General features: G+C 66.0%; 21 protein-coding genes and 1 other RNA gene. 18 read left to right on the top strand and 4 right to left on the bottom strand.

The annotated features are described in order from the left end of the window. Positions 1-1224: a signal recognition particle-docking protein FtsY gene (ftsY, locus tag FBX97_RS26710; protein ID WP_221631883.1), complete on the bottom strand. Its 1224-nt coding sequence runs from the start codon at positions 1222-1224 to the stop codon at positions 1-3. A 280-nt stretch (positions 1225-1504) separates the two neighbouring features. Here ftsY and FBX97_RS26705 point away from each other — a divergent pair, with 280 nt between their 5' ends. Then, on the top strand, positions 1505-1720 hold the full coding sequence (locus tag FBX97_RS26705; RefSeq protein ID WP_141838503.1) for a hypothetical protein: 216 nt from the start codon (positions 1505-1507) through the stop codon (positions 1718-1720). A gap of 3 nt (positions 1721-1723) precedes the next feature. On the opposite strand, the gene FBX97_RS26700 is transcribed toward FBX97_RS26705, so the two are convergent. Continuing rightward, positions 1724-3424: a thiamine pyrophosphate-binding protein gene (locus tag FBX97_RS26700; RefSeq protein WP_141838501.1), complete on the bottom strand. Its 1701-nt coding sequence runs from the start codon at positions 3422-3424 to the stop codon at positions 1724-1726. 174 nt (positions 3425-3598) lie between these two features. Between FBX97_RS26700 and rnpB the strand changes: the two genes are divergently transcribed. The 3 genes from rnpB to FBX97_RS26685 all read left to right on the top strand — a co-directional run bounded on the left by rnpB (position 3599) and on the right by FBX97_RS26685 (position 6067). Next, positions 3599-3946, top strand: an RNA gene (rnpB, locus tag FBX97_RS26695) — RNase P RNA component class A. 26 nt (positions 3947-3972) lie between these two features. Further along, positions 3973-5469, top strand: coding sequence for a glycerol kinase GlpK (gene glpK, locus FBX97_RS26690; protein WP_141838499.1), 1497 nt, complete (start codon positions 3973-3975; stop codon positions 5467-5469). Between the two features lie 94 nt (positions 5470-5563). Further along, the gene (locus tag FBX97_RS26685; protein ID WP_141838497.1) at positions 5564-6067 is read left to right on the top strand and encodes a hypothetical protein; all 504 of its coding nucleotides are present in this window, start codon (positions 5564-5566) and stop codon (positions 6065-6067) included. Here the strand turns inward: FBX97_RS26685 and FBX97_RS26680 are convergent. Together FBX97_RS26680 and FBX97_RS26675 are read right to left on the bottom strand one after the other, a co-directional pair. Then, positions 6051-6740 (bottom strand): YcxB family protein, encoded by a 690-nt coding sequence (locus FBX97_RS26680; protein WP_141838495.1) that lies wholly within the window; start codon positions 6738-6740, stop codon positions 6051-6053. The two genes, FBX97_RS26685 and FBX97_RS26680, sit on opposite strands and share 17 nt — an antisense overlap. 87 nt (positions 6741-6827) lie before the next feature. Continuing rightward, positions 6828-7787: an AAA family ATPase gene (locus FBX97_RS26675; RefSeq protein WP_185748768.1), complete on the bottom strand. Its 960-nt coding sequence runs from the start codon at positions 7785-7787 to the stop codon at positions 6828-6830. 463 nt (positions 7788-8250) lie between these two features. Here FBX97_RS26675 and mraZ point away from each other — a divergent pair, with 463 nt between their 5' ends. The 14 genes from mraZ to ftsA are packed head-to-tail and all read left to right on the top strand — an operon-like array spanning position 8251 to position 24063. Further along, positions 8251-8679 carry a division/cell wall cluster transcriptional repressor MraZ gene (gene mraZ, locus FBX97_RS26670; RefSeq protein WP_141838977.1) on the top strand — a complete coding sequence of 143 codons (429 nt, stop codon included), beginning with the start codon at positions 8251-8253 and terminating at the stop codon, positions 8677-8679. Between the two features lie 11 nt (positions 8680-8690). Then, positions 8691-9668: a 16S rRNA (cytosine(1402)-N(4))-methyltransferase RsmH gene (rsmH, locus tag FBX97_RS26665; protein ID WP_141838491.1), complete on the top strand. Its 978-nt coding sequence runs from the start codon at positions 8691-8693 to the stop codon at positions 9666-9668. Next, positions 9665-9937 carry a cell division protein FtsL gene (gene ftsL / locus FBX97_RS26660; protein WP_141838489.1) on the top strand — a complete coding sequence of 91 codons (273 nt, stop codon included), beginning with the start codon at positions 9665-9667 and terminating at the stop codon, positions 9935-9937. The genes rsmH and ftsL overlap by 4 nt, the downstream gene beginning before the upstream one ends. After that, on the top strand, positions 9934-11703 hold the full coding sequence (locus FBX97_RS26655) for a penicillin-binding protein 2 (RefSeq protein ID WP_141838487.1): 1770 nt from the start codon (positions 9934-9936) through the stop codon (positions 11701-11703). Before ftsL ends, FBX97_RS26655 begins: the two co-directional genes overlap by 4 nt. Further along, positions 11703-13244, top strand: a complete 1542-nt coding sequence (locus tag FBX97_RS26650; RefSeq protein WP_141838485.1) for a UDP-N-acetylmuramoyl-L-alanyl-D-glutamate--2,6-diaminopimelate ligase — start codon at positions 11703-11705, stop codon at positions 13242-13244. Before FBX97_RS26655 ends, FBX97_RS26650 begins: the two co-directional genes overlap by 1 nt. Position 13245: 1 nt before the next feature. Next, a complete protein-coding gene (murF, locus tag FBX97_RS26645; protein WP_141838483.1) occupies positions 13246-14616 on the top strand; it encodes a UDP-N-acetylmuramoyl-tripeptide--D-alanyl-D-alanine ligase in 1371 nt (456 codons plus the stop codon). A 4-nt stretch (positions 14617-14620) separates the two neighbouring features. Next, positions 14621-15790 carry a phospho-N-acetylmuramoyl-pentapeptide-transferase gene (gene mraY, locus FBX97_RS26640; RefSeq protein ID WP_141838481.1) on the top strand — a complete coding sequence of 390 codons (1170 nt, stop codon included), beginning with the start codon at positions 14621-14623 and terminating at the stop codon, positions 15788-15790. Between the two features lies 1 nt (position 15791). Next, a complete protein-coding gene (gene murD / locus FBX97_RS26635) occupies positions 15792-17300 on the top strand; it encodes a UDP-N-acetylmuramoyl-L-alanine--D-glutamate ligase (protein ID WP_141838479.1) in 1509 nt (502 codons plus the stop codon). After that, positions 17300-18517 carry a putative lipid II flippase FtsW gene (ftsW, locus tag FBX97_RS26630; protein ID WP_141838477.1) on the top strand — a complete coding sequence of 406 codons (1218 nt, stop codon included), beginning with the start codon at positions 17300-17302 and terminating at the stop codon, positions 18515-18517. The genes murD and ftsW overlap by 1 nt, the downstream gene beginning before the upstream one ends. After that, positions 18517-19608, top strand: a complete 1092-nt coding sequence (murG, locus tag FBX97_RS26625) for an undecaprenyldiphospho-muramoylpentapeptide beta-N-acetylglucosaminyltransferase (protein ID WP_255517651.1) — start codon at positions 18517-18519, stop codon at positions 19606-19608. Before ftsW ends, murG begins: the two co-directional genes overlap by 1 nt. Then, positions 19605-21002: a UDP-N-acetylmuramate--L-alanine ligase gene (gene murC, locus FBX97_RS26620; RefSeq protein WP_141838475.1), complete on the top strand. Its 1398-nt coding sequence runs from the start codon at positions 19605-19607 to the stop codon at positions 21000-21002. The genes murG and murC overlap by 4 nt, the downstream gene beginning before the upstream one ends. Then, on the top strand, positions 20999-21976 hold the full coding sequence (locus FBX97_RS26615) for a D-alanine--D-alanine ligase (RefSeq protein WP_141838473.1): 978 nt from the start codon (positions 20999-21001) through the stop codon (positions 21974-21976). Before murC ends, FBX97_RS26615 begins: the two co-directional genes overlap by 4 nt. Positions 21977-21988: 12 nt before the next feature. Beyond that, a complete protein-coding gene (locus tag FBX97_RS26610; protein ID WP_141838470.1) occupies positions 21989-22810 on the top strand; it encodes a cell division protein FtsQ/DivIB in 822 nt (273 codons plus the stop codon). A gap of 20 nt (positions 22811-22830) precedes the next feature. Continuing rightward, positions 22831-24063: a cell division protein FtsA gene (gene ftsA, locus FBX97_RS26605; protein ID WP_141838468.1), complete on the top strand. Its 1233-nt coding sequence runs from the start codon at positions 22831-22833 to the stop codon at positions 24061-24063. The last annotated feature ends 189 nt before the right edge of the window (positions 24064-24252 follow it).

Raw genomic sequence — 24252 nt, 5'->3', positions numbered from 1 at the left:
TTACCCCAGCAGCGCCTCGGCGAATTCGTCGGCGCTGAAGGGCTGCAGGTCCTCCAGCTTCTCGCCGACGCCGATGAAGTACACCGGCACCGGACGGGTGCGCGCGATCGCGGCCAGGATGCCGCCCTTGGCGGTGCCGTCCAGCTTGGTGATCACGAGGCCGGTCAGCTGCAGCGCATCGTCGAAGGCTTTCACTTGCGCCAGCGCGTTCTGGCCGGTGTTGCCGTCGATCACCAGTAGCACCTCGTGCGGGGCGTCTTCCATACCCTTGCCGATGACGCGCTTGATCTTCTTCAACTCTTCCATCAGGTGCAGCTGGGTCGGCAGGCGGCCGGCGGTGTCGACCATGACGACGTCGACGCCGCGCGCCTTGCCCGACTGCACCGCATCGAAGGCGACCGCGGCCGGATCGCCCGACTGCTGCGAAATCACGGTGACGTTGTTGCGCTGCCCCCAGACCATCAGCTGCTCGCGGGCGGCGGCGCGGAAGGTGTCGCCGGCGGCCAGCAGCACCGACTGCTCGAAGCTTTGCATGTGCTTGGCCAGCTTGCCGATGGTGGTGGTCTTGCCGGCGCCGTTGACGCCCGCGATCATCATCACCAGCGGCTCGTGGCGGCCCAGTTCCAGCGGCTTTTCGAGCGGACGCATCAGGTCGACCAGGAGTTCCTTCAGCGCGCCCTTGACGGCGGCGGGGTCCAGCAACTTGTCTTCCTTGACCTTGCGGCGCAGGTTGTCCAGCAGGTACTGGGTGGCATCCATGCCGGCGTCCGACATCAGCAGCGCCGATTCCAGCTCTTCGTACAGGTCTTCGTCGATGCGCGCGCCGACGAACAGCAGCGACAGGTTGTTCGAGGTCTTGGCCAGGCCCGCCTTCAGGCGCGTCATCCAGGATTTTTTCTTTTCCGCCTCGTTGCCCGGCCGCTCGGCGGTCTCGGGGAACAGCTGGCCTTCGTAGGCGTTGCTGAGAGCAGCGGCGTCCTGGGCGATCTTTGCGGCGATCGGGTCGACGTTGGTGGCGTCGCGCGCCGGCGGCGATTCCGGCTCGGGCGGCACTTCCGGCACAGCTTCGGGCACCGGCACCGGGACGGCGTCGCGGTTGCCGAACAGGCGGCTCAGGAAGCCCGGCTGTTCCGCGGCCTCGGCCGGCTCGGCGGCGGGCGCGGCGGACTCGAGCGGCGCCGCGCTCTCTGCTTCAGGCTTTTTCTTTTTGAAGAAACTAAACATGTGTGGTGTTGGGAGGGAACTGCATGCCATGCCCGCGCGGCGGGCATGTGGAAAAGGGTCGCGCGTATTCTACCAGAGCGAGCAAGTGTTGCTTCGTACGTGCTGACTGGAAGGCAAGCTCAGTGCTCACAAAATGGTCAGCTGGGCTGTGCGGAGCGAAGCAATCCGTAGCGCGGATGCTGCTCAGCAGTTTGCAGGCTGGAGCAGGTCTGGCAAAACGCCGGCGACTGCGCTAGCTTGTGAGCGTGCACAAGAAGGATGCTTCATCCAGGGAGTGACCATGATGATTTCCCGAATTCTCAAGCGCCTGCTGGCCGGCGACAATGCCCTGAAAGGCAGCGGGGCGCTGCTGGGCAAGATCGTCGGCTGGCTCTTTATTGCGCTGGTGGCGCTGTTCCTGACGCAGCCGTCGGGCGGGCCGTTCAGCGCGCCGGGGATGCAGGTGCCGTGGCCGGCGGAGTTGGGATTGGATGGCGGGTTGCCGGGTCGACAATGAGTTTTACGTTGCCTTCGCCGCTTCCGCATTCTTCCGGATCGTCTCCAGCGTCGCTCCCGGCGTGATCAGGTTGCCGTCATAGCGCAACTCGATCACGAACGGCAGCTTGCGCGCCGTCGTGAACTCGACCGCCCGCGCCAGCGCCGGCGCGAAGTCCGCGGTCGCGTCCACGACCTCGCCCTGGCCGCCATAGGCCTGCGCCAGCGCCGCGAAGTCCGGATTGTGCAGCTGCGTGCCCGACACCCGGCCCGGATACGTGCGCTCCTGGTGCATGCGGATGGTACCGAACATGCCGTTATTGAAGACGATCAGGATCACGCCGGCGCCGTACTGGACGGCGGTCGCCAGTTCCTGTCCGGTCATCATGAATTCGCCGTCGCCGGCAAAGGCGACCACGGTGCGCTCGGGCGCGACGATCTTGGCGCCGACGGCGGACGGCACCGCGTAGCCCATCGCGCCGCTGGTCGGGGCCAATTGGCTGCGCATCGGGCCGTAGCGCCAGAAGCGGTGCGCCCAGGTGGCGTAGTTGCCGGCGCCGTTGGTGATGATGGTGTCGCGCGGCAGGGCGGTTTGCAGGTCCTGCACCACTTGCCACAGGTCGAGCGGCGCCTGCCCATCCTTGAAGATCGGCGGCTGCTGCTGCCATGCGTTCAGCTCGGCCTTCGCTTCGGCGACCGTGTGGCGCCATGCCGATGCGTCGACCGGTTCCATCGCCGCCAGCATCGCACAGGCTTGCGCGGCGCCGCTGGCGATCATCAGCTCGGCCTGGTAGACGCTGCCCAGTTCTTCCGGATCCGGGTGGATGTGCACCAGGCGCTGTCGCGGCACCGGCGAGTTCAAGAGCGAATAGCCGCTGGTAGTCATCTCTCCCAGGCGCGGGCCGATCGCGATCAGGACGTCGGCTTCCTTCACGCGCGCGGCCAGTGTCGGGTTGATGCCGATGCCGACGTCGCCGGCGTAGTGCGGATGCGCGTTGTCCAGCAGGTCCTGGAAGCGGAAGGCGCAGGCCACCGGCAGCGCATTGGCTTCGGCAAAGGCGACCAGGTCGGCGCAGGCTTGCGCGTTCCAGGTGCCGCCGCCGAGCAGCACCAGCGGTTTTTTCGCGCCGGCCAGCATGGTGCGCAACTGCGCGATCTGGGCGGCGGCGGGCGCGGCCTGCACCGGCTGGTAGGCGCGGGTATCGGCGACTTGCGCCTGGGTCACCAGCATGTCTTCGGGCAGGGCCAGCACCACCGGTCCCGGGCGGCCGCTGGTGGCAATCTGGAAGGCGCGCGCGATGTATTCGGGGACGCGCTCGGCGCGGTCGATCTGCGCCACCCACTTGGCCATCTGGCCGTACATGCGGCGGTAATCCACTTCCTGGAAGGCTTCACGGTCCATGAAGTCGCCGCCGACCTGGCCGATGAACAGGATCATTGGCGTCGAGTCCTGGAATGCGGTGTGTACGCCGATCGAGGCATTGGTCGCACCCGGCCCGCGCGTGACGAAGCAGATGCCGGGCTTGCCGGTCAGCTTGCCGTAGGCCTCGGCCATGAACGCCGCGCCACCCTCCTGGCGGTTGATGACGAAGCGGATGTCCGAATCGTGCAGCGCGTCGAGCACGTCGAGATAGCTTTCGCCGGGGACGCCGAAGGCGGTGTCCACGCCGTGGACCTGGAGCGCGTCGACCAGGATCTGGCCGCCGCTGCGGGAGGGGTGCGTCATGGTGAGGTCATCCTTATCGAAGAGGCATGCGGCATTCTATGCGAGCGCCGCGGCGGCGGCTTTTGAAATGGCGACACAAAATGTCAGAAATGGCAGCAAAGCTCACCACCGCGCGCCGACCCCGGTTTGATGTTGCTTAAGTTTGCAGCGGTGATCGGTTACAATACTGCCCGTGAAGCAGGCCAGACAGCCGCTGGTCCACGCCGCAAGGTCGTGGGCGGGAGGAAGGTCCGGACTCCATAGAGCAGGGTGACGGTTAACGGCCGTCCGCCGAAAGCCGGGCGCAAGCCCGGTATAAGGCGAGGAATAGGGCCACAGAGACGAGCGTATTCAGTTACGGTGAAACGCGGTAACCTCCACCTGGAGCAATTCCAAATAGGCACGCGTTGAGGTTGCTCGCGGAGCGTGCGGGTAGGAAGCTTGAGCGCCGGAGTAATTCGGCGCCTAGAGGAATGGCTGTCATAGGGGCGTCCCGCAAGGGAGACCACTACACAGAATCCGGCCTATCGGCCTGCTTTACACATAATTCATAGCGGTCGGAGACGATGATGAGCCTTTACATCCTTGCCCTCGACCAGGGCACCACCAGCTCGCGTGCCATCCTGTTCGACCGCCAGGGCCAGGTCGTCGCGCTCGCCCAGCAGGAATATCCCCAGCATTTCCCCCAGCCCGGCTGGGTCGAGCACGATCCGCTCGACATCTGGAACACCCAGCTCGCCTGCGCGCGCGAAGTGCTGCAGCAGAGCGGCACCGATGCCGGCGAGGTCGCCGCCATCGGCATCGCCAACCAGCGCGAAACGACGGTGGTGTGGGACCGCCGCAGCGGCGAGCCGCTGTGTCACGCCATCGTCTGGCAGGACCGCCGCACCGCCGAACGCTGCGACGCGTTGCGCGCCGCCGGCCATGCCACCCTCATCCAGCGCAAGACAGGCCTCGAACTCGACGCTTATTTTTCCGCGACCAAGCTCGAATGGCTGCTCACCAACGTGCCCGGCGCCCGCGTGCGCGCCGAGCGCGGCGAACTCGCCTTCGGCACCGTCGACAGCTGGCTCGCTTATAAACTGTGCGGGCGCCACGTCACCGACGCCGGCAACGCCGCCCGCACCATGCTCTTCAATATCAACAGCCTGCGCTGGGACGACGAACTGCTCGACCTGTTCGGCATCCCGGCCTCGATGCTGCCCGAAGTCGTGGCCAGCAGCGGCGAGGTCGGCGTCACCGACGCCGCCTGGTTCGGCGGCCCGATCCCGATCGCGGGGATCGCCGGCGACCAGCAGGCCGCCACCTTCGGCCAGGCCTGCCACCGGCGCGGCATGGTCAAGAATACCTACGGCACCGGCTGTTTCATGCTGATGCATGCCGGCGACGCGCCGCCGCGCTCGCACAACCGCCTGCTGGCCACCGTTGGCTGGAACCTCGGCCGGCAAACAGATTACCTGCTCGAAGGCAGCGTGTTCATGGGCGGCGCCACTGTCCAGTGGCTGCGCGACGGCCTCGGCATCATCAAGCAGTCCGCCGACGTCGAAGCGCTGGCCCTGTCCGTGCCCGACAGCGGCGGGGTGATGCTGGTGCCGGCCTTTACGGGCCTCGGCGCGCCGCACTGGGATGCCTACGCGCGCGGCACCATCGTCGGCATGACGCGCGGGACCAGCGCCGCCCACATCGCGCGCGCCGCGGTCGAGGCCATCGCCTACCAGAGCGCCGAACTGCTGGCGGCGATGCAGAAGGATGCCGAGTGCGCCGTGCACGAAGTGCGTGCCGACGGCGGCGCCGCCCGCAACGACCTCTTGATGCAGTTCCAGGCCGACCTGCTCGGCGTGCCGGTGGTGCGGCCGCAGGTGACCGAGACCACGGCGCTGGGCGCGGCCTACCTGGCCGGGCTGGCGGTCGGGTTCTGGGCATCGGGCGCGGAAATCGCCGCGCAGTGGCGGGCCGAGCGCCTCTTTGAGCCGCGCATGCCGGCTGCGCGGCGCCAGGAACTGATGGCACGCTGGGCGCGCGCCGTGGCGCATGCGCGCGCGTGGGCGGTGCCGGAACAGCACTAAGAAGCACCTACCGTTCAGCCGTGCGGCTATCCATGGCGAGAATCGGGCACAATCGTCAATATTGACAATATTGCACGTTGGATTGGAGCTGCCTTTGAAACTGCTGAAGGGTTTTTTTGCATTCGCACACGGTTTGCTTGCCGTGCTGTTCGTCCTGATCTCGATCCTGCTCACCTGGCTCGGCATCCACACCGGCTGGCAAGGCGTCGGCGTTGATCCGTCAGAGGGCGCCGAGCAGGCCATCGAAGCGATCGGCCTGCTGGCCATCGCCGTGGTCTCCCTGCAGATCGCCCAGACCATCACCGAGGAAGAGGTGGTGCGGGACGCCCACATCAGCGCGCCGACGCGGGTACGCCGCTACCTGTCGCGCTTCATGGTCGTGGTCGTGGTGGCGCTGTCGATCGAAGGCCTGGTCGGCATCTTCAAGGCCCTGCACGAAGAGCCGGAGCTGCTGCCGCACGCCGCGGCGGTGCTGGTCTCGGCCGGCCTGCTGCTGGCCGGCTGGGGTGTGTTCATCCGCTTCAACAAGGAAGCCGAGCTGCTGGAGCCGGAAGCGATGAAGGATGCCAAGAGCGAGGACGTCAAGCTGGAAGAGTGATGCCGTCCGCGGCGGAGCGGCCCAGCGCAAACGCGCGCAGCCGCTCCAGCTGGACGCCGTCCAGGCAGCGGAACCGAATCGGCACCGCGCCGCGCTCGAACAGCACCAGGTAGCCGCGGCTGTAGCTGCGTACGCCTTTGACCTCATTCCAGCCGCGCCGGAATTCCCCGGCTTTCGAGCTGCGCGCGATGGCCGCCCGGTCGATCGTGAAATCGCACACCTGCATGCGCCGCTTTTTCAGCAGGAAAAAGGGCGTGGCCAGCAGCACGACCCAGAAACCGACGGTGCCGGGCAGGCTGCCGAAGGCCAGTGCCGCGGCCGCCAGCAGCAGCCCGCTCATCCAGCCGGATGCGCCGGCCAGCAGGGCGGCCAGCGCCAGCACGCAGGCCGCCGTCCCCAATGCCAGCGGCACCAGCACGCGGCGGCGGCGTACTTCCGGCACGGCATGGCGCAGCAGGAAGCCGGTGTGCTCGCGCACCATGCTCAGATACTCTCCCAGGGTGTAGGCGACGCTGAAGCGGATCGGCAGATCGTCCGGCGGCGGCGCAACGCGGCTGGCGTCCGGCATGTCGACCGTCAGTTCGGTGGAGGCGAAGGACTTGCGCTGCTGCTGCACGATCTGCATCGCGACTTCCTTGCGATGCGGGGGCTGGGGATGGCTGGTGCCGAACATGATGCGTCTCCGCTGATGAGTTGAGCGGCAGGGGATTACGAAAGAGGCATTTGCATCGGATCGACCTCGGATTAGCAGCGCGCCCTCTTAAAACCCGATCCGCCCCTTGCCCGGCGTCGCCTTGATCCGCACGTCGGCCGCCGTCACGTGCCCGCGCCCGGCAGCCACCGCATAGCCCAGCGCATCCAGTAAAGTCTTGCGCAGATCGCGCGGCGACACCCCCGCCAGCCTGTCCAGCACCACATCGCCCAAGCGCGGATCGAAGGCCGCCAGGTTCAATTCCCCCAGCAAGCCTGTATACATGCGCTGCGCGATCGCGGCCGCCTGTTCCGGCGTGGGAGCCGGCACTTCATAGATGGCCATGCGGTTCAGCAGCGGATGCGGAATCCCTTCGACCGAGTTCGCGGTCAGCACCCAGAAGATCTGCGAGGCGTCGATGTCGACATCGATGAATTCGTCGCGGAAGGCGCAGGCGGTCTCGGGTTCGAGCAGCTGGTACAGCGCGGCCAGCGGATCGGATTGGGTGGAGCCGCTGGCCTTTTCGACTTCGTCGAGCACGATCACCGGGTTGGCGTACTCGCCGCGCACCAGGCGCTCGGCCACCTTGCCGCACTTGGCGCCGCGCCAGCTGGCCGAGCTGCCGGTGATGACGAAGCCGGCCGACAGCGCGTTCATGCTGATCAGTTCGCAATCGGTTTGCATGGCGCGCGCCAGGCGCTTGGCGAAATGGGTCTTGCCGACGCCGGGGCCGCCCAGCAGCAGGATCGGCATCACGCCGGCGCCGCCGAAGGCCTTGTTGCCGGCATAGGCCAGGCGCAGGTAGCGTGCGAGGTCGTCCAGCACTTCGTCGAAGTTCGGGCATTCCTCGAACAGCGGATCGAGGGCGTCGATGGAAGAGGGGGTGGTGACGAAGCGTTCGGCGCCGGTCTCGAGCATGCGTTCGTAGAAAACGTCGAGCTCGGGCGAGCGGCCGCGGTTGCGTTCGAGCGCATCCTGGACCTCGTGAAGGTCGTAGACGGGGCGGGTCCGGGCCAGAGCAATGCTCACGGTGTTCTCCTGCGGGTTGGTGCGTGCTTGCTTGCACATGCCGGGAAGAGGCATTCTTCTGCCGGCACAGTTTCATCCTAACCCGCAGCGCATCGATCCGCAATTTTCGACCGTACAGTGCGCTACAGGTCTGTCACGGCAAAACTGGCTAACCAACGGTAGATGCTTGCGCGTAATCAACCATGAAACCCATGTGTGTAGATGAGGTGGCACATGCACTTAATTACCTAAGTACCTAATTTTGCTCAACATTTTTACATGAGCCAGTCTCAAGTAAGTGCGCTAAGTCATTGGTTTCATTGGCAATTTCCGAGTTTTCCAAGCGTGAATTCGCTTGACCACGGACAACGCTTCACTTAAAGTGGGAAACGGTGGCAAAAAGTGCAGTTTTGTGGGAGATCGACCGGTCTTCCGCCCCCTAAAAAATAATCAGACTGATAACTCTCCAAAACTAGGTAAATACGTGTTTCAGGGCGCGTCAGCGATCAATCTCGATGCCAAGGGTCGGATGTCCATCCCGGCCAAGCATAGGGACGCCTTGATCCAGCAGTGCGAAGGCCGTATGACGCTCACGAAACACCCGCATGGTTGCTTGCTGTTCTTTCCGCGCCCTGTGTGGGAAGAACATCGCGAACAAATTGCCGCCTGGCCGATGTCGGCACGGGCATGGCAGCGCATTTTCCTCGGTAACGCTTGCGATGTCGAGATGGATGGCAGTGGCCGGGTACTCATTTCGCCCGAATTGCGCACTGCGGTAGGACTGGAGAAAGAGGTCATGATGCTCGGGATGGGGACCCATTTCGAGATCTGGGATGCTGCCAAACTGGCCGAAAACGAGGCCGACGCCGTTGCCGGTGGCATGCCCGATGTCCTTTCCAATTTCTCCTTTTAATAAGGCGCCGTATGAATTCGATGCCGGTGCCCGGATTGCAACATGCATTGCAGCACAAAACGGTGCTGCTCGATGAAGCAGTCGATGCGCTCGAACTGAGCGGAGAGCGTGCTGCAGGTACGTATATAGATGGTACGTTCGGCCGCGGTGGTCACAGCCGGCTGATCCTGTCGAAGCTGGCGCCGCAAGGGCGCTTGATCGCTTTCGACAAGGATCCGCAGGCGATCGCCACGGCGGAACAGATAAGCGATCCGCGCTTTGCGATCGTGCACGACAGCTTCGCGACGATGCGCGAGGCGCTGGCGGCACGCGGTGTGGCCCAGGTCGACGGCATCCTGCTCGACCTCGGCATCTCCTCGCCCCAGGTCGACGATGCGAGCCGCGGGTTCAGCTTCCGCAACGACGGTCCTCTGGACATGCGGATGGATACGACACGGGGCATCTCGGCCGCCGAATGGCTGGCCGGGGTGGATGAACGACAACTGGAAAAGGTGATTCGGGATTATGGGGAAGAACGGTTTGCTTTTCAGATTGCAAAGGCGATTGTTGCTCGCCGGGCAGTCGAGCCAATTTCAAGCACACGACAGCTTGCCGCAATCGTGGCAAACGCGGTCAAAACCCGGGAGAAGGGCAAGGACCCGGCAACCCGCACCTTTCAGGCTGTCCGGATTTTCGTCAATAAAGAGCTTGAGGACCTTGAAGCAGGTCTGAACGCCGCCTACGAACTGCTGGCGCCCGGGGCGCGCATGTCGGTCATCAGCTTCCACTCGCTGGAAGACCGCATGGTCAAGCAGTTCCTGGCGTCGAAGGCGAACGTCGAGCAGCCGGACCGCCGGCTGCCGATCCGCGCCGTCGACCTGCCGCAGCCCTTTATGAAACTGGTCACCAAGACCAAGCCCTCCGGCCCCGAGGTCGAGGCCAACCCGCGTGCCCGCTCGGCGGTGCTGCGCGTGGCCGAACGCCTGGGCGCCAGCGGGGGCGCGCGATGAGCGGCAAGCTGAACGTCGTGCTGACCACGCTGCTGGTCGGCTGCGCGCTGTCGGTCGTCAACGCCCGCTACCAGCGTAACCACCTGGTCAACGACATCGAGAAGCTGGCGTCCCAGCAGCGCCAGCTCGACATCGACTGGGCCCAGCTCCAGCTCGACCAATCCACCCTCGGCAAGAACGAGCGCATCGAACAGATCGCGCGCACCGAATTGAACATGGCTCCCCTGAGTCCCGCACGTACCCAATACCTGACGGAAGGCGTCAAATGAAAGCCGGCGTCAACGGATCCCGCGTCGCCGCCGGCAAGGGCGTCGCATTTTCCAAGAGCCCGGTGCTGGCGGTGCGCCTGCCGGACTGGCGCTCGCGCGTCGTCCTGTTCGTGCTGTTCGCGGCCTTCGCCGCGCTGGCCGGCCGCGCCCTGTGGGTGCAGGCGATGGACAACCAGTTCCTGCAGAAGAAGGGCGCCAGCCGCTACATGCGCACCGAGGAACTGCCGGCCACGCGCGGCAAGATCTTCGACCGCAACGGCCTGGTGCTGGCGTCGTCGCTGCCGGTGAAGTCGGTCTCGGCCTTCACCGAAGACATCAAGGGCACGCCGCCGGAAAAGCTGCGCGAACTGGCGCGCCTGCTCGAGATGCCCGAAGCCGAGCTGCTGAAAAAGCTCAGCTCCAGCCGCAGCTACGTCTACCTGAAACGCCAGGTCGAGATGGACGTCGTCGCCAGGATCGAGAAGCTCGACATCGACGGCATCGACACCCGCAAGGAATACAAGCGCTTCTACCCGCAGGGCGAAGTGATGGCGCACATGGTCGGCTTCACCAACGTCGAGGACATGGGCCAGGAAGCGATGGAACTGGCGCAGCAGAAGGCGCTGGCCGGCCAGCCGGGCAGCCGCCGCGTGATCAAGGACCGTTTGGGCCGCATCGTCGAGGACGTCGGCATGCAGCGCGAGCCGCACGACGGCCGCGACCTGACCCTGTCGGTCGACAGCAAGCTGCAGTACATCGCCTTCAACAGCGTCAAGGACGCGGTCGAGAAGTTCCACGCCAAGGCCGGCGCCGCCGTGGTGATCGACGTCCACACCGGCGAGGTGCTGGCGCTGGCCAACTGGCCGACCTACAACCCGAACAACCGTGCCCACCTGACCGGCGAGCAGCTGCGCAACCGCGTCATTACCGACGCCTTCGAGCCGGGTTCGACGCTCAAGCCCTTCACCGTGGCGCTGGCGCTGGACAAGGGCCTGATCAAGCCGGGCACGCTGTTCGACACCGGCAACGGCCGCTATTCGACCGGCGGCCACATCATCCGCGACACCCACCCGCACGGCGTGATCGACGTCAGCACCATCATCCAGAAGTCGTCGAACATCGGCACCACCAAGATCTCGGAGATGCTGTCGTCCCAGGAGATGTGGGAGATGTTCACCAAGGTCGGCTTCGGCCAGGCGCCGCGCTACGGCTTCCCGGGTGCGACGGCCGGCCGCGTGCGTCCGTACAAATCGTGGCCGATCGTGGCCAAGGCCAACATGTCCTTCGGCCAGGGTATCTCGATGTCGCTGCTGCAGCTGGCGCACGCCTGGCTGATCTTCGCGCGCGAAGGCGACATCATCCCGCTGTCGTTCCAGAAAGTGCAGGAAAAGCCGGTCGGCCAGCAGATCATTTCGCCGAAGACCGCGGCGCAGATGCGCACCATGGTGGAATCGGTGGTCGGTCCGGGCGGCACCGCCTCCATGGCCCAGATCGCCGGCTACCGCGCCGGCGGCAAGACCGGTACCGCGCAAAAGGTCATCGACGGCCGCTACTCGCAGACCCACTATGTCGGCAACTTCGCCGGCATGGTGCCGATGTCGAATCCGCGCTTCGTGATCGCGGTGATGATCGACGATGCGAGCGGTCCGCTCCACACCGGCGGCGCCGTCGCCGCACCGACCTTCGCCGCGCTGGCGGCCAATGCGCTGCGCGCCGCCAACGTACCGCCGGATTCGACCGTCACCGACATCATCATTCCCGAGCATCCACTCGAGGAGAGTAATTGATGGCCCATGACCTGAACGCCATCTGCGACTGGATGCGCGCCGCCGCGCCCGGCGCCCGCCTCACTTCCGATTCGCGCCGGGTGCGCCGCGGCGACGTGTTCTTCGCCTATCCGGGCGAAGCGGCCGACGGCCGCAAGTTCATCGCCTCCGCCATCGAGAACGGCGCGGCGGCGGTGGTATACGAAGAACGCGATTTCGCCTGGCCGGCCGACTTGACGCTGCCGCACCTGGCGGTGGCCGACCTGAAAGCCGGCGCCGGCCCGATCGCGCATGCGTATTACGGCCAGCCCGACGCCGCCATGTTCACGGTCGGCGTCACCGGCACCAACGGCAAGACCTCGTGCGCGCTGTGGACCGCGCAGGCGCTGGCCAGCCTGAATGAAACGGCGGCCGTGATCGGCACCCTGGGCGTGGGCCTGGTAAAACAGGACAAGCAGGGCCGCGCCGAGCCGGAATTCGACGTCACTGGCTACACCACGCCGGACGCGGTGCTGCTGGCCGGCGAGCTGGCCAAGCTGAAGCAGGCCGGCGCCGGCGCGCTGGCAATCGAGGTGTCGTCGATCGGCCTGGTCGAGAACCGTACCGCCGGCATGCACTTCGACGTCGCCGTATTCACCAACCTGACGCGCGACCACCTCGATTATCACGGCGACATGGACAGCTACGAAGCGGCCAAGCTGAAGCTGTTCGAGTGGCCGGGTTTGAAGACCGCGGTTGTCAACCTGGACGACCCGGCCGGCGTTCGTATCGTCCGGCACCTGCGCACCGGTTTCCCCGCCGTGGCGGTGACCGGCTACACGCTGCGCGCGGAAGCCGAGTTGGCGGCGCTGGACGGCGTGCAGATGCTGCGCGCCGCCAACCTGCGCAGCCGCGCGGCCGGGGTCGAGTTCCAGGTGCAGTCGGGCGCAGAGTCTGCGCTGGCGCGCACGCGCCTGGTCGGCCACTTCAACGTCAGCAATGCGCTGGCGGTGCTGGGCACGCTGCTGGCCAAGGGCGTCAGCCTGCGCGCCGCGGTCGACGCCATCGAAACGCTGGTGCCGGCCCCGGGCCGCATGCAGCAGGTCGGCGGCCAGGATGCGCCGCTGGTGGTGATCGATTACGCCCACACGCCGGACGCGCTGGAAAAGACCCTGGTCGCGCTGCGCCAGGTGGCCCAGGAACGCGGCGGCCATTTGTGGTGCGTGTTCGGCTGCGGCGGCGACCGCGATCCGGGCAAGCGTCCGCAGATGGGCCGCATCGCCCAGATGGCCGACCAGGTGGTGGTCACCAGCGACAACCCGCGCTCGGAAGAGCCGCGCGCGATCATCGCGCAGGTCGAGGCCGGCATGGACCCGCAGGGCGCGCCGTGGCAGGCGATCGAAGACCGCGCCGCCGCCATCCTGTCGGCGGTGAAGCATGCGGCCAAGGCGGACGTGATCCTGCTGGCCGGGAAGGGGCATGAGCCCTACCAGGAAATCAAAGGCCGGAAGAATCCGTTTTCCGATGCCGACCATGCCGCGCTGGCCCTCACCGCGCGGCTCACGATGATGAGGACGAATTGATATGCGCGGCTCGCTCGCACAACTGACTGCATCGATCGATGGCGCGCAGATGACCCGCGACGCTTCCTTCGACAGCGTCTCGACCGACAGCCGCCAGGCAGCACCCGGCGCGCTGTTCGTCGCGTTGCGCGGCGAGACCTTCGACGCCCACGATTTCCTCGACCAGGTCGCGGGCCGCGGCGTGGCTGCGGTGGTCGTGGAAACACTGCCGGCCGGTTTCCCGCTGCCGGCCCTGGTGGTGCCGGACACGCTGGTGGCCCTGGGCCGCATCGGCAACGGATGGCGCCGCCAGTTCGACATCCCGCTCATCGGCGTCACCGGCAGCAACGGCAAGACCACGGTCAAGGAAATGATCGCGGCTATCCTGGCTGCCGCCTTCGGCGTCGATGCGCGCCTGGCCACCCAGGGCAACCTGAACAACGAGATCGGCGTGCCGCTGACCGTGATGCGCCTGACCGGCATGCACCACGCCGCGGTGGTCGAACTGGGCATGAACCATCCGGGCGAAATCGCGCGCCTGGCGGCGATCGCCGCGCCGACCGTGGCGCTGGTGAACAATGCCCAGCGCGAGCACCAGGAGTTCATGCACACGGTGGAAGCGGTGGCGCGCGAGAACGGTTCGGTGCTGGCCGCCTTGCCGGCCGATGGCGTGGCCGTATTCCCGGGCGATGACGAGTACACCGCGCTGTGGCGCGAGCTGGCTGGGGACCGTCAGGTGCTCACTTTCGGCTTGAGCGATGACTGCGATGTGTCGGCCACGTACACGGCGAACAGCTTCGGCAGCGACCTGGCCATCGTCCACGGCGACCAAGCCTTCGCGATCAAGCTGGCCGCCGCCGGCACCCACAACGTCCGCAACGCCCTGGCCGCCTGCGCCTGCGCGCTGGCCGCCGGCATCCCGGTCGAGGCCATCGTGCGCGGCCTGGAAGCCTTTGCGCCGGTCAACGGCCGCCTGCAGCGCAAGCAGGCGGCCAACGGCGCGGTCGTGATCGACGACAGCTACAATGCCAACCCCGACTCCGTGCGCGCCGCCATCGACGTGCTGGCGCAAGCGCCATCCCCGCGCATCCTGGTGCTGGGCGACATGGGCGAAGTCGGGACCCAGGGACCTGAATTTCATGAAGAAATCGGTGCCTATGCCGCGCAGCGCGGCATCGACACCGTGCTCGCGACCGGTGACCTTGCGCGTCACATGACCGGATCGGGAGCGCAACACTACGAGCAGTTCGACGATTTATTGGCAGCACTGGACAAGCAACTGGGCAGCAAATCCGACGCAACTGTGTTGGTGAAGGGCTCGCGTTTCATGAAGATGGAGCGCGTGGTCCAACACCTGATCACCCCACACAACCTCGGCAAGGACGCCCACTAACACCATGCTTCTCTGGCTCGCACAATATTTCCAGGACTATGTCGGTCCGATGCGTATCTTTAACTACATCACCTTCCGGGCGGTGTTCGCGACCATTACCGCGATCGCCATCGGCCTCGGCTGCGGCCCGGCGGTGATCGCCAAGCTGACCGCGCTGAAGGTCGGCCAGGCAGTGCGCACCTACGGCCCGCAGACCCACCTGGCCAAGCACGGCACCCCGACCATGGGCGGCGTGCTGGTACTGATCGCGATCGGCTTCTCGACGCTGCTGTGGTGCGACCTGTCGAACCGCCTGATCTGGCCGGTGCTGGTGGTCACGCTCGGTTTCGGCGCCATCGGCTGGGTCGACGACTACCGCAAGGTGGTCTACAAAGACCCGGAAGGCATGCGCTCGGGCGAAAAATACTTCTGGATGTCGCTGATCGGTATCGCCTCGTCGCTGTACCTGGCGTTCTCGGTGTCGGCCAAGACGCCGTGGGAAGTCTGGCAGCTGTTCCTGGCCTGGGTGCAGTCCGGCTTCTCGATGTCGCTGCCGCCCAAGTCCGACCTGATCGTTCCCTTCTTCAAGACCATCAGCTATCCGCTCGGCGTGTGGGGCTTCATCGCGCTGACCTATTGCGTGATCGTCGGTTCGTCCAACGCCGTCAACTTCACCGACGGCCTGGATGGCCTGGCCATCATGCCCACCATCATGGTCGGTGCCGCGCTCGGCCTGTTCGCCTACCTGACCGGTAACGCGACCTATTCGCGCTACCTGTTCATCCCGCACATCCCGGGTGCCGGCGAACTGCTGATCTTCTGCGGCGCGATGGCCGGCGCCGGCCTGGCTTTCCTGTGGTTTAACGCGCACCCGGCCCAGATGTTCATGGGCGACGTCGGCGCGCTGGCGCTGGGCGGCGCGCTCGGCACCATCGCCGTGATCGTGCGCCAGGAAATCGTCCTGTTTATCATGGGTGGCGTGTTCGTGGCCGAGACGCTGTCGGTGATCATCCAGGTGAGCTGGTTCAAATACACCAAGAAGCGCTACGGCACCGGCCGCCGCGTGTTCCTGATGGCGCCGCTGCACCACCACTTCGAACAGAAGGGGTGGAAGGAAACCAAGGTCGTGGTGCGTTTCTGGATCATCACCATGGTGCTGGTACTGATCGGCCTGTCCACTCTCAAACTGCGCTGATATGAACTACGACGGCAAAACCGCACTGGTGTTGGGACTCGGCGAATCGGGCCTGGCGATGGCGCAGTGGCTCGCGCGCTGCGGCGCGCGCGTGCGCGTGGCCGACACCCGCGCCGAGCCGCAGCGCCTGCCGGCCTTGCGCGCCGCTGTGGCGGAGGTGGAATTCGTCGCTGGCGACTTCGGCCCGGCACTGCTGGACGGCGCCGACTTCGTCGCCGTCAGCCCGGGCCTGGCACCGTCGCGCGAACTGGCCGCGCTGCTGCCGGCGGCGAGCGACCGCGGCATCCCGGTCTGGGGCGAAATCGAACTGTTCGCCCAGGCGCTGGCCGCCCTGAAGGCGGAACGCGGCTATGCGCCGAAAGTCATCGCCATCACCGGCACCAACGGCAAGACCACCGTCACCAGCATGACCGGCCTGCTGTGCCGCCGCGCCGGTTTCAGCACGCGCGTGGCCGGCAACATCAGCCCGGCCGCGCTGGACGTGCTGCGCGAAGTGATCGACGGCGACGACCTGCCGCAGGCGTGGGTACTGGAACTGTCCAGCTTCCAGCTGCACACCACCTTCAGCCTGAACGCCGACGCCGCCACGGTCCTGAACATCACCCAGGACCACCTCGACTGGCACGGCAGCATGGCGGCCTACGCCGCCGACAAGGCACGCATCTTCGGCGCCGACACCGTCCGCGTGCTGAACCGCGACGACGCGATCGTGATGGGCATGGCCGGCAGCGGCGCCGCCGTCAACACCTTCGGCACCGGCGAACCGGATGCCCCGGGCAGCTTCGGCTTGCTGAACGAGCGCGGCGTACTGTGGCTGGCGAACGCGAATCCGGCGGAAGAGCCGGAGAAGAAGCGTCGCCGTTCTCCTTCCCTGAATGAGCAGGAAGAACCGGCCGAACTGGTCATCAACCGCCTGATGCCGGCCGACGCGCTGCGCATCCGCGGCCTGCACAACGCGTCCAACGCGCTGGCCGCGCTGGCCCTGTGCCGCGCCGCCGGCCTGCCGCTGGCGCCGCTGCTGCACGGCCTGCGCGAATACCAGGGCGAGCCGCACCGCGTCGAACTGGTCGCCAGCATCGACGACGTCGAATACTACGACGACAGCAAGGGCACCAACGTCGGCGCCACCGTGGCCGCGCTGGAAGGCCTCGGCAAATCCTTCGGCGAAGCCGACCGCCAGATCCTCCTGATCGCCGGCGGCGACGGCAAGGGCCAGGACTTCGCGCCGCTCGCCGGCCCGTGCTCGCGCTACGTGCGCGCCGTTCTCCTCATCGGACGCGACGCGCCGGCGGTCAAGGCGGCGATCGAGCCGACCGGCGTGCCGTGCTTCGACCTCGACGATTTGCCGGCGGCGGTGCGCCGCGCATCCGGCCTGGCGCGTAGCCACGACGTGGTGCTGCTGTCGCCGGCCTGCGCCAGCATGGACATGTTCACCAATTACGCCCACCGCGCCCAGGTGTTCGTGGATGCCGTGCGCGACATCGCGCTCGAGAAGGGGCAGGACATCTGATGGCCTTCCAGATCCCTTTTAAATTTGGCGGCTCCTCCAACGATGCGACCATCGCCACGCGTGCGCGGCCCTCGCGCATGATGGAATACGACCAGCCGCTGGTCTGGGTCGTCGTCCTGCTGATGCTGTTCGGGATGGTGATGGTGTATTCGGCCTCGATCGCGCTGCCGGATTCGCCCAAGTTCGCCTACCTGGGCGGCAAGAACAGTTATTTCCTGGTGCGCCAGGCGATGTTCATCGTGGTCTCGCTGGTGGCCGGCCTGTTCGTGTTCCGGGTGCCGGTAGTGGTGTGGCAGCGCTTCGCGCCGCTGATGTTCGTCGGCACGCTGGTGCTGCTGGCCCTGGTGCTGGTGCCCGGCGTCGGCGTGTCGGTCAACGGCGCACGGCGCTGGCTGCCTTTGAAAATCATGCAGATGCAGCCGTCCGAGATCATGAAGGTCGTGGCCGTGCTGTACGCGGCCGACTTCACGGTGCGCAAGCAGCAGTACATGCACAAGCTGACCAAGGGCTTCATGCCGATGGCCGCCGCGATGGGCCTGGTCGGCGGCTTGCTGATGCTGGAGCCCGACCTCGGCGCCTTCGGCGTGGTGGTCTGCATCTCGATGGGCATCCTGTTCCTGGGCGGCTTCAACATGGTCTGGTTCGGCGGCATCGGCGCCGTGCTGGTGCTGGTGTTCTCGAGCATCATCGCGCTGTCGCCGTTCCGCCGCGCGCGCATGTTCGCCTACATGAACCCGTGGGAAGAGGGCAATGCGCTGGACAAGGCATACCAGCTGACGCACTCGCTGATCGCCTTCGGACGCGGCGAGTTCTTCGGCGTCGGCCTGGGCGGCAGCGTCGAGAAGCTGCACTACCTGCCGGAAGCGCATACCGACTTCATCATGGCCGTGATCGGCGAAGAACTCGGCCTGGTGGGCGTGCTGGCGGTGATCGGCCTGTTCTACTGGCTGGTGAAGCGCGCCTTCGACATCGGCCGCCAGGCGATCGCGCTGGAGCAGCATTTCGCCGGCCTGGCCGCGAAGGGCATCGGCATCTGGCTCGGCGTGCAGGTGTTCATCAACATGGGCGTGAACCTCGGCCTGCTGCCGACCAAGGGCCTGACCCTGCCGCTGATGAGCTATGGCGGCTCCGGCATCCTGTTCAACTGCGTCGGCCTGGCGATTTTGCTGCGCATCGATTACGAAAACCGCGTGCGCATGCGTGGAGGACGCCAATAATGACCAAGCGTTTGATGATCATGGCGGCCGGCACCGGCGGCCATATCTTCCCGGGCATCGCCATCGCCCAGTCGATGCGCGAACGCGGCTGGGAAGTCAGCTGGCTGGGCACCGCCCACGGCATGGAACGCGAGATCGTGCCGAAGCACGGCATCGCGATGGACAGCATCGACTTCGCCGGCCTGCGCGGCAAGGGCCTGGGCCACACCGTCACCGGCGCCTTCAAGATGGTGGGCGCCTTTGCCGCCTGCCGCCGCATCATCGGCGAGCGCAAGCCGGACGTGGTGCTGGGCATGGGCGGCTACGTGACCGTGCCGGGCGGGATGATGGCGCGCTCGCGCGGCGTGCCGCTGGCGCTGGTGAATGCGGATGCCGCGCTGCTGCTGTCGAACAAGACCCTGACGCCGATCGCGCAGCTCGTGCTGTTCGGCTTCCCTGCGGATTTCGGCAAAGCTGCCGATAAAGCCGTCGTCACCGGCAACCCGGTGCGCAAGGAGATCCTGGCGATGCCGGCCCCGGGCCACCGTTTCGCCAGCCGCAGCGGCGTACTCAACATCCTGGTGGTGGGCGGCAGCCTGGGCGCGAAAGTGCTGAACGATGCGGTGCCGGCAGCGCTGGCCCTGATTCCGGAAGGCCAGAGGCCAAGCGTGACCCACCAGTCGGGCAAGAAGAACATCGACGCCCTGCGCGCGGCCTATGCCCAGGCCGGTGTGCAGGCGAACGTGGTCGACTTCATCGACGACATGGCGGCGGAGTACGCGAACGCCGACCTGGTGATCTGCCGTGCCGGCGCGATCACGGTGTCCGAGCTGACCGCGGCCGGCGTCGCCAGCGTGCTGGTGCCGTTCGTCGCCAGCACCACCAGCCACCAGCGCGACAACGCGATCTGGATGGACAAGCAGAAAGCGGCCCTGCACCTGCCGCAGGGCGAACTGAATCCGCAGCGCTTGGCGCAGCTGCTGCAAACCACCACCCGCGACGATTGCCTGGCGATGGCCGAGGCGGCGCAGGCGGTGGGCAAGCGCGATGCCAACGAGGCGATCGCGAACGTATTAGAGAAATTGGCAGGTCGAGGAACCAAGGCAAGATGAAACACAAGATCAAACACATTCACTTCGTCGGCATCGGCGGCAGCGGCATGAGCGGCATCGCCGAGGTGCTGCTCAACCTCGGCTATAAAGTGTCGGGCTCGGACCTGGCGTCCAACGCGGCCAGCCAGCGCCTGCAGGATGCCGGCGCCATCGTGTCGATCGGCCACGCCGCGGAACACATCCGCGGCGCCGACGCGGTCGTGACCTCGACCGCCGTCAACGAAGCGAATCCGGAAGTGATCGCGGCGCGCGCCGCCAAGATCCCGGTGGTGCCGCGCGCCATCATGCTGGGCGAACTGATGCGCCTGAAGCGCGGCATCGCCATCGCCGGCACCCATGGCAAGACCACCACCACCAGCCTGGTGGCGTCCGTGCTGTACGAGGGCGGACTGGACCCGACCTTCGTGATCGGCGGCCGGCTGACCAGCGCCGGCGCCAACGCCAAGCTGGGCACCGGCGAATACATCGTGGCCGAGGCCGACGAGTCGGATGCGTCCTTCCTGAACCTGTCGCCGATGATCGAGGTGATCACCAACATCGACGCCGACCATATGGACACCTACGAGCACGACTTCGAGAAGCTGAAGGCCGCGTTCGTGAACTTCACTCACCGCCTGCCGTTCTACGGCCGCGCGATGATGTGCATCGACGACGCCAACGTGCGCTCGATCCTGCCGCAGGTGACCAAGCCGGTCACTACCTACGGCTTCTCGGAAGACGCCGAAGTGCGCGCGCTCGACGCCCACGCCGAAGGCATCCAGATGCACTTCACGGTGCGCCAGGAAGGCTACCCGGACACGAAATTCGTGCTGAACCAGCCCGGCATGCACAACGTGCTGAACGCCTGCTCGGCGATCGCCATCGCGCGCGAGATCGGCATCCCGGACGAGGCCACCGCGCGCGGCCTGGCCGGCTTCCGCGGCGTCGGCCGCCGCTTCACCCGCTACGGCGAGGTCGCGCTGCCGGACGGCGGCAGCTTCACGCTGGTCGACGACTACGGCCACCACCCGGTCGAAGCCCAGGTGACGCTGGCCGCGGCGCGCGCCGCCTACCCGGGCCGGCGCCTGGTGCTGGCCTTCCAGCCGCACCGCTACACCCGCACGCGCGACCTGTTCGAGGACTTCGTCAAGGTGCTGGCGGTGCCCGACCTGCTGCTGCTGGCCGAGGTGTACGCTGCCGGCGAATCCCCGATCGTGGCCGCCGACGGCCGTGCGCTGACGCGCGCGCTGCGCACCGGCAGCCAGATCGAACCGATTTTCGTGGAGTCGATCGCCGACATGCCGGCGACGATCCTGAAGGTGGCGCGCGACGGCGACGTCGTGCTGACCATGGGCGCCGGTTCCATCGGCGGCATTCCGCAACAACTGATTTCGAATCAAAAGGTCGCATCTTGAATACTCTGACTCCTTCCGAAATCGCCGAACTGGGCAAGGTCGGCGTCCTGTTCGGCGGCCGTTCCGCCGAGCGCGAAGTCTCGCTCATGTCCGGCAACGGCGTGCTGCAGGCACTGAAGTCGAAGGGCATCGACGCCCACGCCTTCGACCCGGCCGAACGTTCGCTCGGCGAACTCGAAGCGGAAAAATTCGACCGCGTGTTCATCGCGCTGCACGGCCGCTACGGCGAAGACGGCAGCCTGCAGGGCGCGCTCGAACTGCTCGGCATCCCGTACACCGGCAGCGGCGTGATGGCCTCGTCGGTCGGCATGGACAAGATCACCACCAAGATCGTCTGGCTGGCGGCCGGCGTGCCGACCCCGACTTACGCGGTGATCGACGAGAACACGGACCTGGACAAGGTGGTGGCCGACCTCGGCTTGCCGCTGATCGTCAAGCCGCCGCTGGAAGGCTCGACCATCGGCATCACCAAGGTCACCCGCGCGGAAGACTTCAAGGCGGCGGTCGACCTGGCCCACAAGTACGACAAGCTGGTGCTGGCCGAGCAGTTCATCGAAGGCCGCGAATTCTCGGTGCCGCTGCTGGGCACGGGCGCGCAGGCGCGCGCGCTGCCGATCGTCGAGATCGTGGCGCCCGAGGGCAACTACGACTACCAGAACAAGTACTTCACCGACGACACCCAGTATCACTGCCCGGCGCCGCTGGATGCCGCCACCACCGCCGCCATCCAGGCCGACGTGGAAAAGGCCTACCGCGCGCTCGGCTGCGAAGGCTGGAGCCGCATCGACGTGCTGCTGCGCGAATCGGACGGGCGCCACTTCCTGCTGGAAGTGAACACCTCGCCGGGCATGACCGGCCACTCGCTGGTGCCGATGGCGGCGCGTGCCGAGGGCACCAGCTACGAAGACCTGTGCGTGCAGATCCTGCGCTCGGCCAGCCTGAAGACCGGCGTCGCCGCGAACGGAAAGAAGTAAGGAAAAACCAAGATGTGGCATGACGTGCGAGCCCTGAATGCAACCTCCGGCGCGATCACCGCGCTGGTGGCGCTCGCCTGCATTTCCTCGGGCGTGTGGTGGCTGTCGCAGCGTCCGATGTTCACGCTGCGCGCGGTGCGCGTCGAAAGCATGTATGGGCTGGACCTGCAGCACGTGAACGAACTGACGGTGCGCAACGGGGTGATGGGGAAGATCAAGGGGAACTTCTTCACCTCCGACCTGGAACAGGTGCGCGCCACCTTCGAGGCCGTGCCCTGGGTCCGCAAGGCCAGCGTACGCCGCGAATGGCCGAACCAGCTGATCGTCGCGGTGGAAGAGCACGAGGCGCTCGGCACCTGGGGCGAGGATGGACGCCTGCTGTCGGTGAAGGGTGAAGTGTTCACCGCCAACCTGGCCGAGGCCGACGAGGACCACGCACTGCCTGCGTTCGATGGTCCGGCCGGCAGCGAAAAGGAAGTGCTGGCGCGCTTCGCCGAACTGCGCGGCTGGTTCGCGCAGGTGGCGCTGGTGCCCGAGTCGATCAGCCTGTCGAACCGCTACGCCTGGACGGTCAAGCTGGACAACGGCATGAACGTCGAGCTGGGGCGGGAAAAGGACAATGCGACCCTGAAGGGGCGCGTGCAGCGGCTGGTGAGCATCTATCCGCAGCTGGTGGCGCGCCTGCAGGAAGGGCGTATCGACACCATCGACATGCGTTATCCGAACGGCCTGGCGCTGTCTTCGGCGGCACTCAGCGTACCCGCCGACGCCACCAAGCCGGTGAAGGCGGCGAAGCAAAAAAAAGCACCAACCAAAACAACAAAGCACATTTAATTTAAGCAGGCACAGCTAACATGACTAAAGACGCGAAGAACCTGATCGTCGGCCTCGACATCGGCACCTCGAAAGTGGTGGCGGTGGTGGCCGAGGTGATGGCCGATGGACGCCACGAAGTGATCGGACTCGGCCAGCACGAGTCGAGGGGCTTGAAGAAGGGCGTTGTCGTGAACATCGAAGCGACCGTCGAGTCGATCCAGCGCGCGCTCGAGGAAGCCGAGCTGATGGCCGATTGCAAGATCCGCAACGTGTACGCGGGCATCGCCGGCAGCCATATCCGCTCGTTCAACTCGAGCGGCATGGTGGCGATCAAGGACAAGGAAGTCACCGCCACCGACGTCGCCCGCGTGATCGAGACCGCCAAGGCCGTGAATATCCCGACCGACCAGCAGCTGCTGCACACGGTGCCCCAAGAATTCATCGTCGACAACCAGGAAGACGTGCGCGAGCCGATCGGCATGAGCGGCATCCGTCTCGAGGTGCGCGTGCACATCGTCACCGGTGCGGTGTCCGCAGTGCAAAATATTGTAAAGTGCGTTCGCCGTTGCGGCCTGGAAGTCTCGGACCTGATCCTGCAGCCGATGGCATCGGCCGACTCGGTCCTGACCGGCGACGAGAAGGAACTCGGCGTGGTCTTGATCGACATCGGCGGCGGTACCACCGACATCGCCGTGTTCTCGGATGGCGCGATCCGCCATACCGCCGTCCTGCCGATCGCAGGCGACCAGATCACCAGCGACATCGCGATGGCGCTGCGCACCCCGACCGGCGAAGCCGAGGAAATCAAGATCCGCTACGGCGTGGCCAAGCAGGTGCTGGCCGACCCGGGCGAGACGCTCGAGGTGCCGGGCCTGGGCGACCGCGGTCCGCGCTCGCTGTCGCGCCAGGCGCTGGCGGCGGTGATCGAACCGCGCGTCGAAGAGCTGTTCGCGATGGTGCACCAAGTGGTGCGCGAGTCGGGCTACGAAGGGGTGCTGTCGTCGGGCATCGTGCTGACCGGCGGTTCCTCGATCATGCCGGGCATGATCGAAATGGCGGAAGACATTTTTCTCAAACCGGCGCGCCTCGGCACGCCGGAGTACCGGGGCCAACTGGCGGACGTGGTGCGCAGCCCGCGCTACGCTACCGTCCTCGGCTTGCTGTTGGAAGCGAAAAAGCAGTACCTGCGCGGCCATATCGTGACGCGCCAGGATGGTTCGGTGAAGGCGGTGTGGCAGCGCATGAAAGAGTGGTTCTTGGGGAATTTCTGATAGCGGCAGCGGAAAGAAACCTGATGAGCGGCAACAGTTTGGCAGGCCATGATGGCGGTCCCATCCAAAATGCAACGCAAAGTCGATTTTTTTACGTTGATGGAAACACTTGGTAACGGTTTTTCTTGGTAACGATCGTAAATATTTTTAAAATATAGGCGCGTTTCCAATCTTCAGGCCTGATTGAGA

The organism is Herbaspirillum sp. SJZ107, from assembly GCF_006715485.1.
GTDB lineage: Bacteria > Pseudomonadota > Gammaproteobacteria > Burkholderiales > Burkholderiaceae_D > Telluria.
This window is presented reverse-complemented; position numbering and strand designations above follow the sequence as displayed.

What these genes read in the sequence shown, in the direction of transcription:
- ftsY (WP_221631883.1), bottom strand. Translation starts at nt 1,224, where the DNA reads ATGTTTAGTTTCTTCAAAAAGAAAAAGCCTGAAGCAGAGAGCGCGGCG.
- FBX97_RS26705 (WP_141838503.1), top strand. Translation starts at nt 1,505, where the DNA reads ATGATGATTTCCCGAATTCTCAAGCGCCTGCTGGCCGGCGACAATGCC.
- FBX97_RS26700 (WP_141838501.1), bottom strand. Translation starts at nt 3,424, where the DNA reads ATGACGCACCCCTCCCGCAGCGGCGGCCAGATCCTGGTCGACGCGCTC.
- glpK (WP_141838499.1), top strand. Translation starts at nt 3,973, where the DNA reads ATGAGCCTTTACATCCTTGCCCTCGACCAGGGCACCACCAGCTCGCGT.
- FBX97_RS26680 (WP_141838495.1), bottom strand. Translation starts at nt 6,740, where the DNA reads ATGTTCGGCACCAGCCATCCCCAGCCCCCGCATCGCAAGGAAGTCGCG.
- rsmH (WP_141838491.1), top strand. Translation starts at nt 8,691, where the DNA reads ATGAATTCGATGCCGGTGCCCGGATTGCAACATGCATTGCAGCACAAA.
- ftsL (WP_141838489.1), top strand. Translation starts at nt 9,665, where the DNA reads ATGAGCGGCAAGCTGAACGTCGTGCTGACCACGCTGCTGGTCGGCTGC.
- FBX97_RS26655 (WP_141838487.1), top strand. Translation starts at nt 9,934, where the DNA reads ATGAAAGCCGGCGTCAACGGATCCCGCGTCGCCGCCGGCAAGGGCGTC.
- FBX97_RS26650 (WP_141838485.1), top strand. Translation starts at nt 11,703, where the DNA reads ATGGCCCATGACCTGAACGCCATCTGCGACTGGATGCGCGCCGCCGCG.
- murF (WP_141838483.1), top strand. Translation starts at nt 13,246, where the DNA reads ATGCGCGGCTCGCTCGCACAACTGACTGCATCGATCGATGGCGCGCAG.
- mraY (WP_141838481.1), top strand. Translation starts at nt 14,621, where the DNA reads ATGCTTCTCTGGCTCGCACAATATTTCCAGGACTATGTCGGTCCGATG.
- murD (WP_141838479.1), top strand. Translation starts at nt 15,792, where the DNA reads ATGAACTACGACGGCAAAACCGCACTGGTGTTGGGACTCGGCGAATCG.
- ftsW (WP_141838477.1), top strand. Translation starts at nt 17,300, where the DNA reads ATGGCCTTCCAGATCCCTTTTAAATTTGGCGGCTCCTCCAACGATGCG.
- murG (WP_255517651.1), top strand. Translation starts at nt 18,517, where the DNA reads ATGACCAAGCGTTTGATGATCATGGCGGCCGGCACCGGCGGCCATATC.
- murC (WP_141838475.1), top strand. Translation starts at nt 19,605, where the DNA reads ATGAAACACAAGATCAAACACATTCACTTCGTCGGCATCGGCGGCAGC.
- FBX97_RS26610 (WP_141838470.1), top strand. Translation starts at nt 21,989, where the DNA reads ATGTGGCATGACGTGCGAGCCCTGAATGCAACCTCCGGCGCGATCACC.
- ftsA (WP_141838468.1), top strand. Translation starts at nt 22,831, where the DNA reads ATGACTAAAGACGCGAAGAACCTGATCGTCGGCCTCGACATCGGCACC.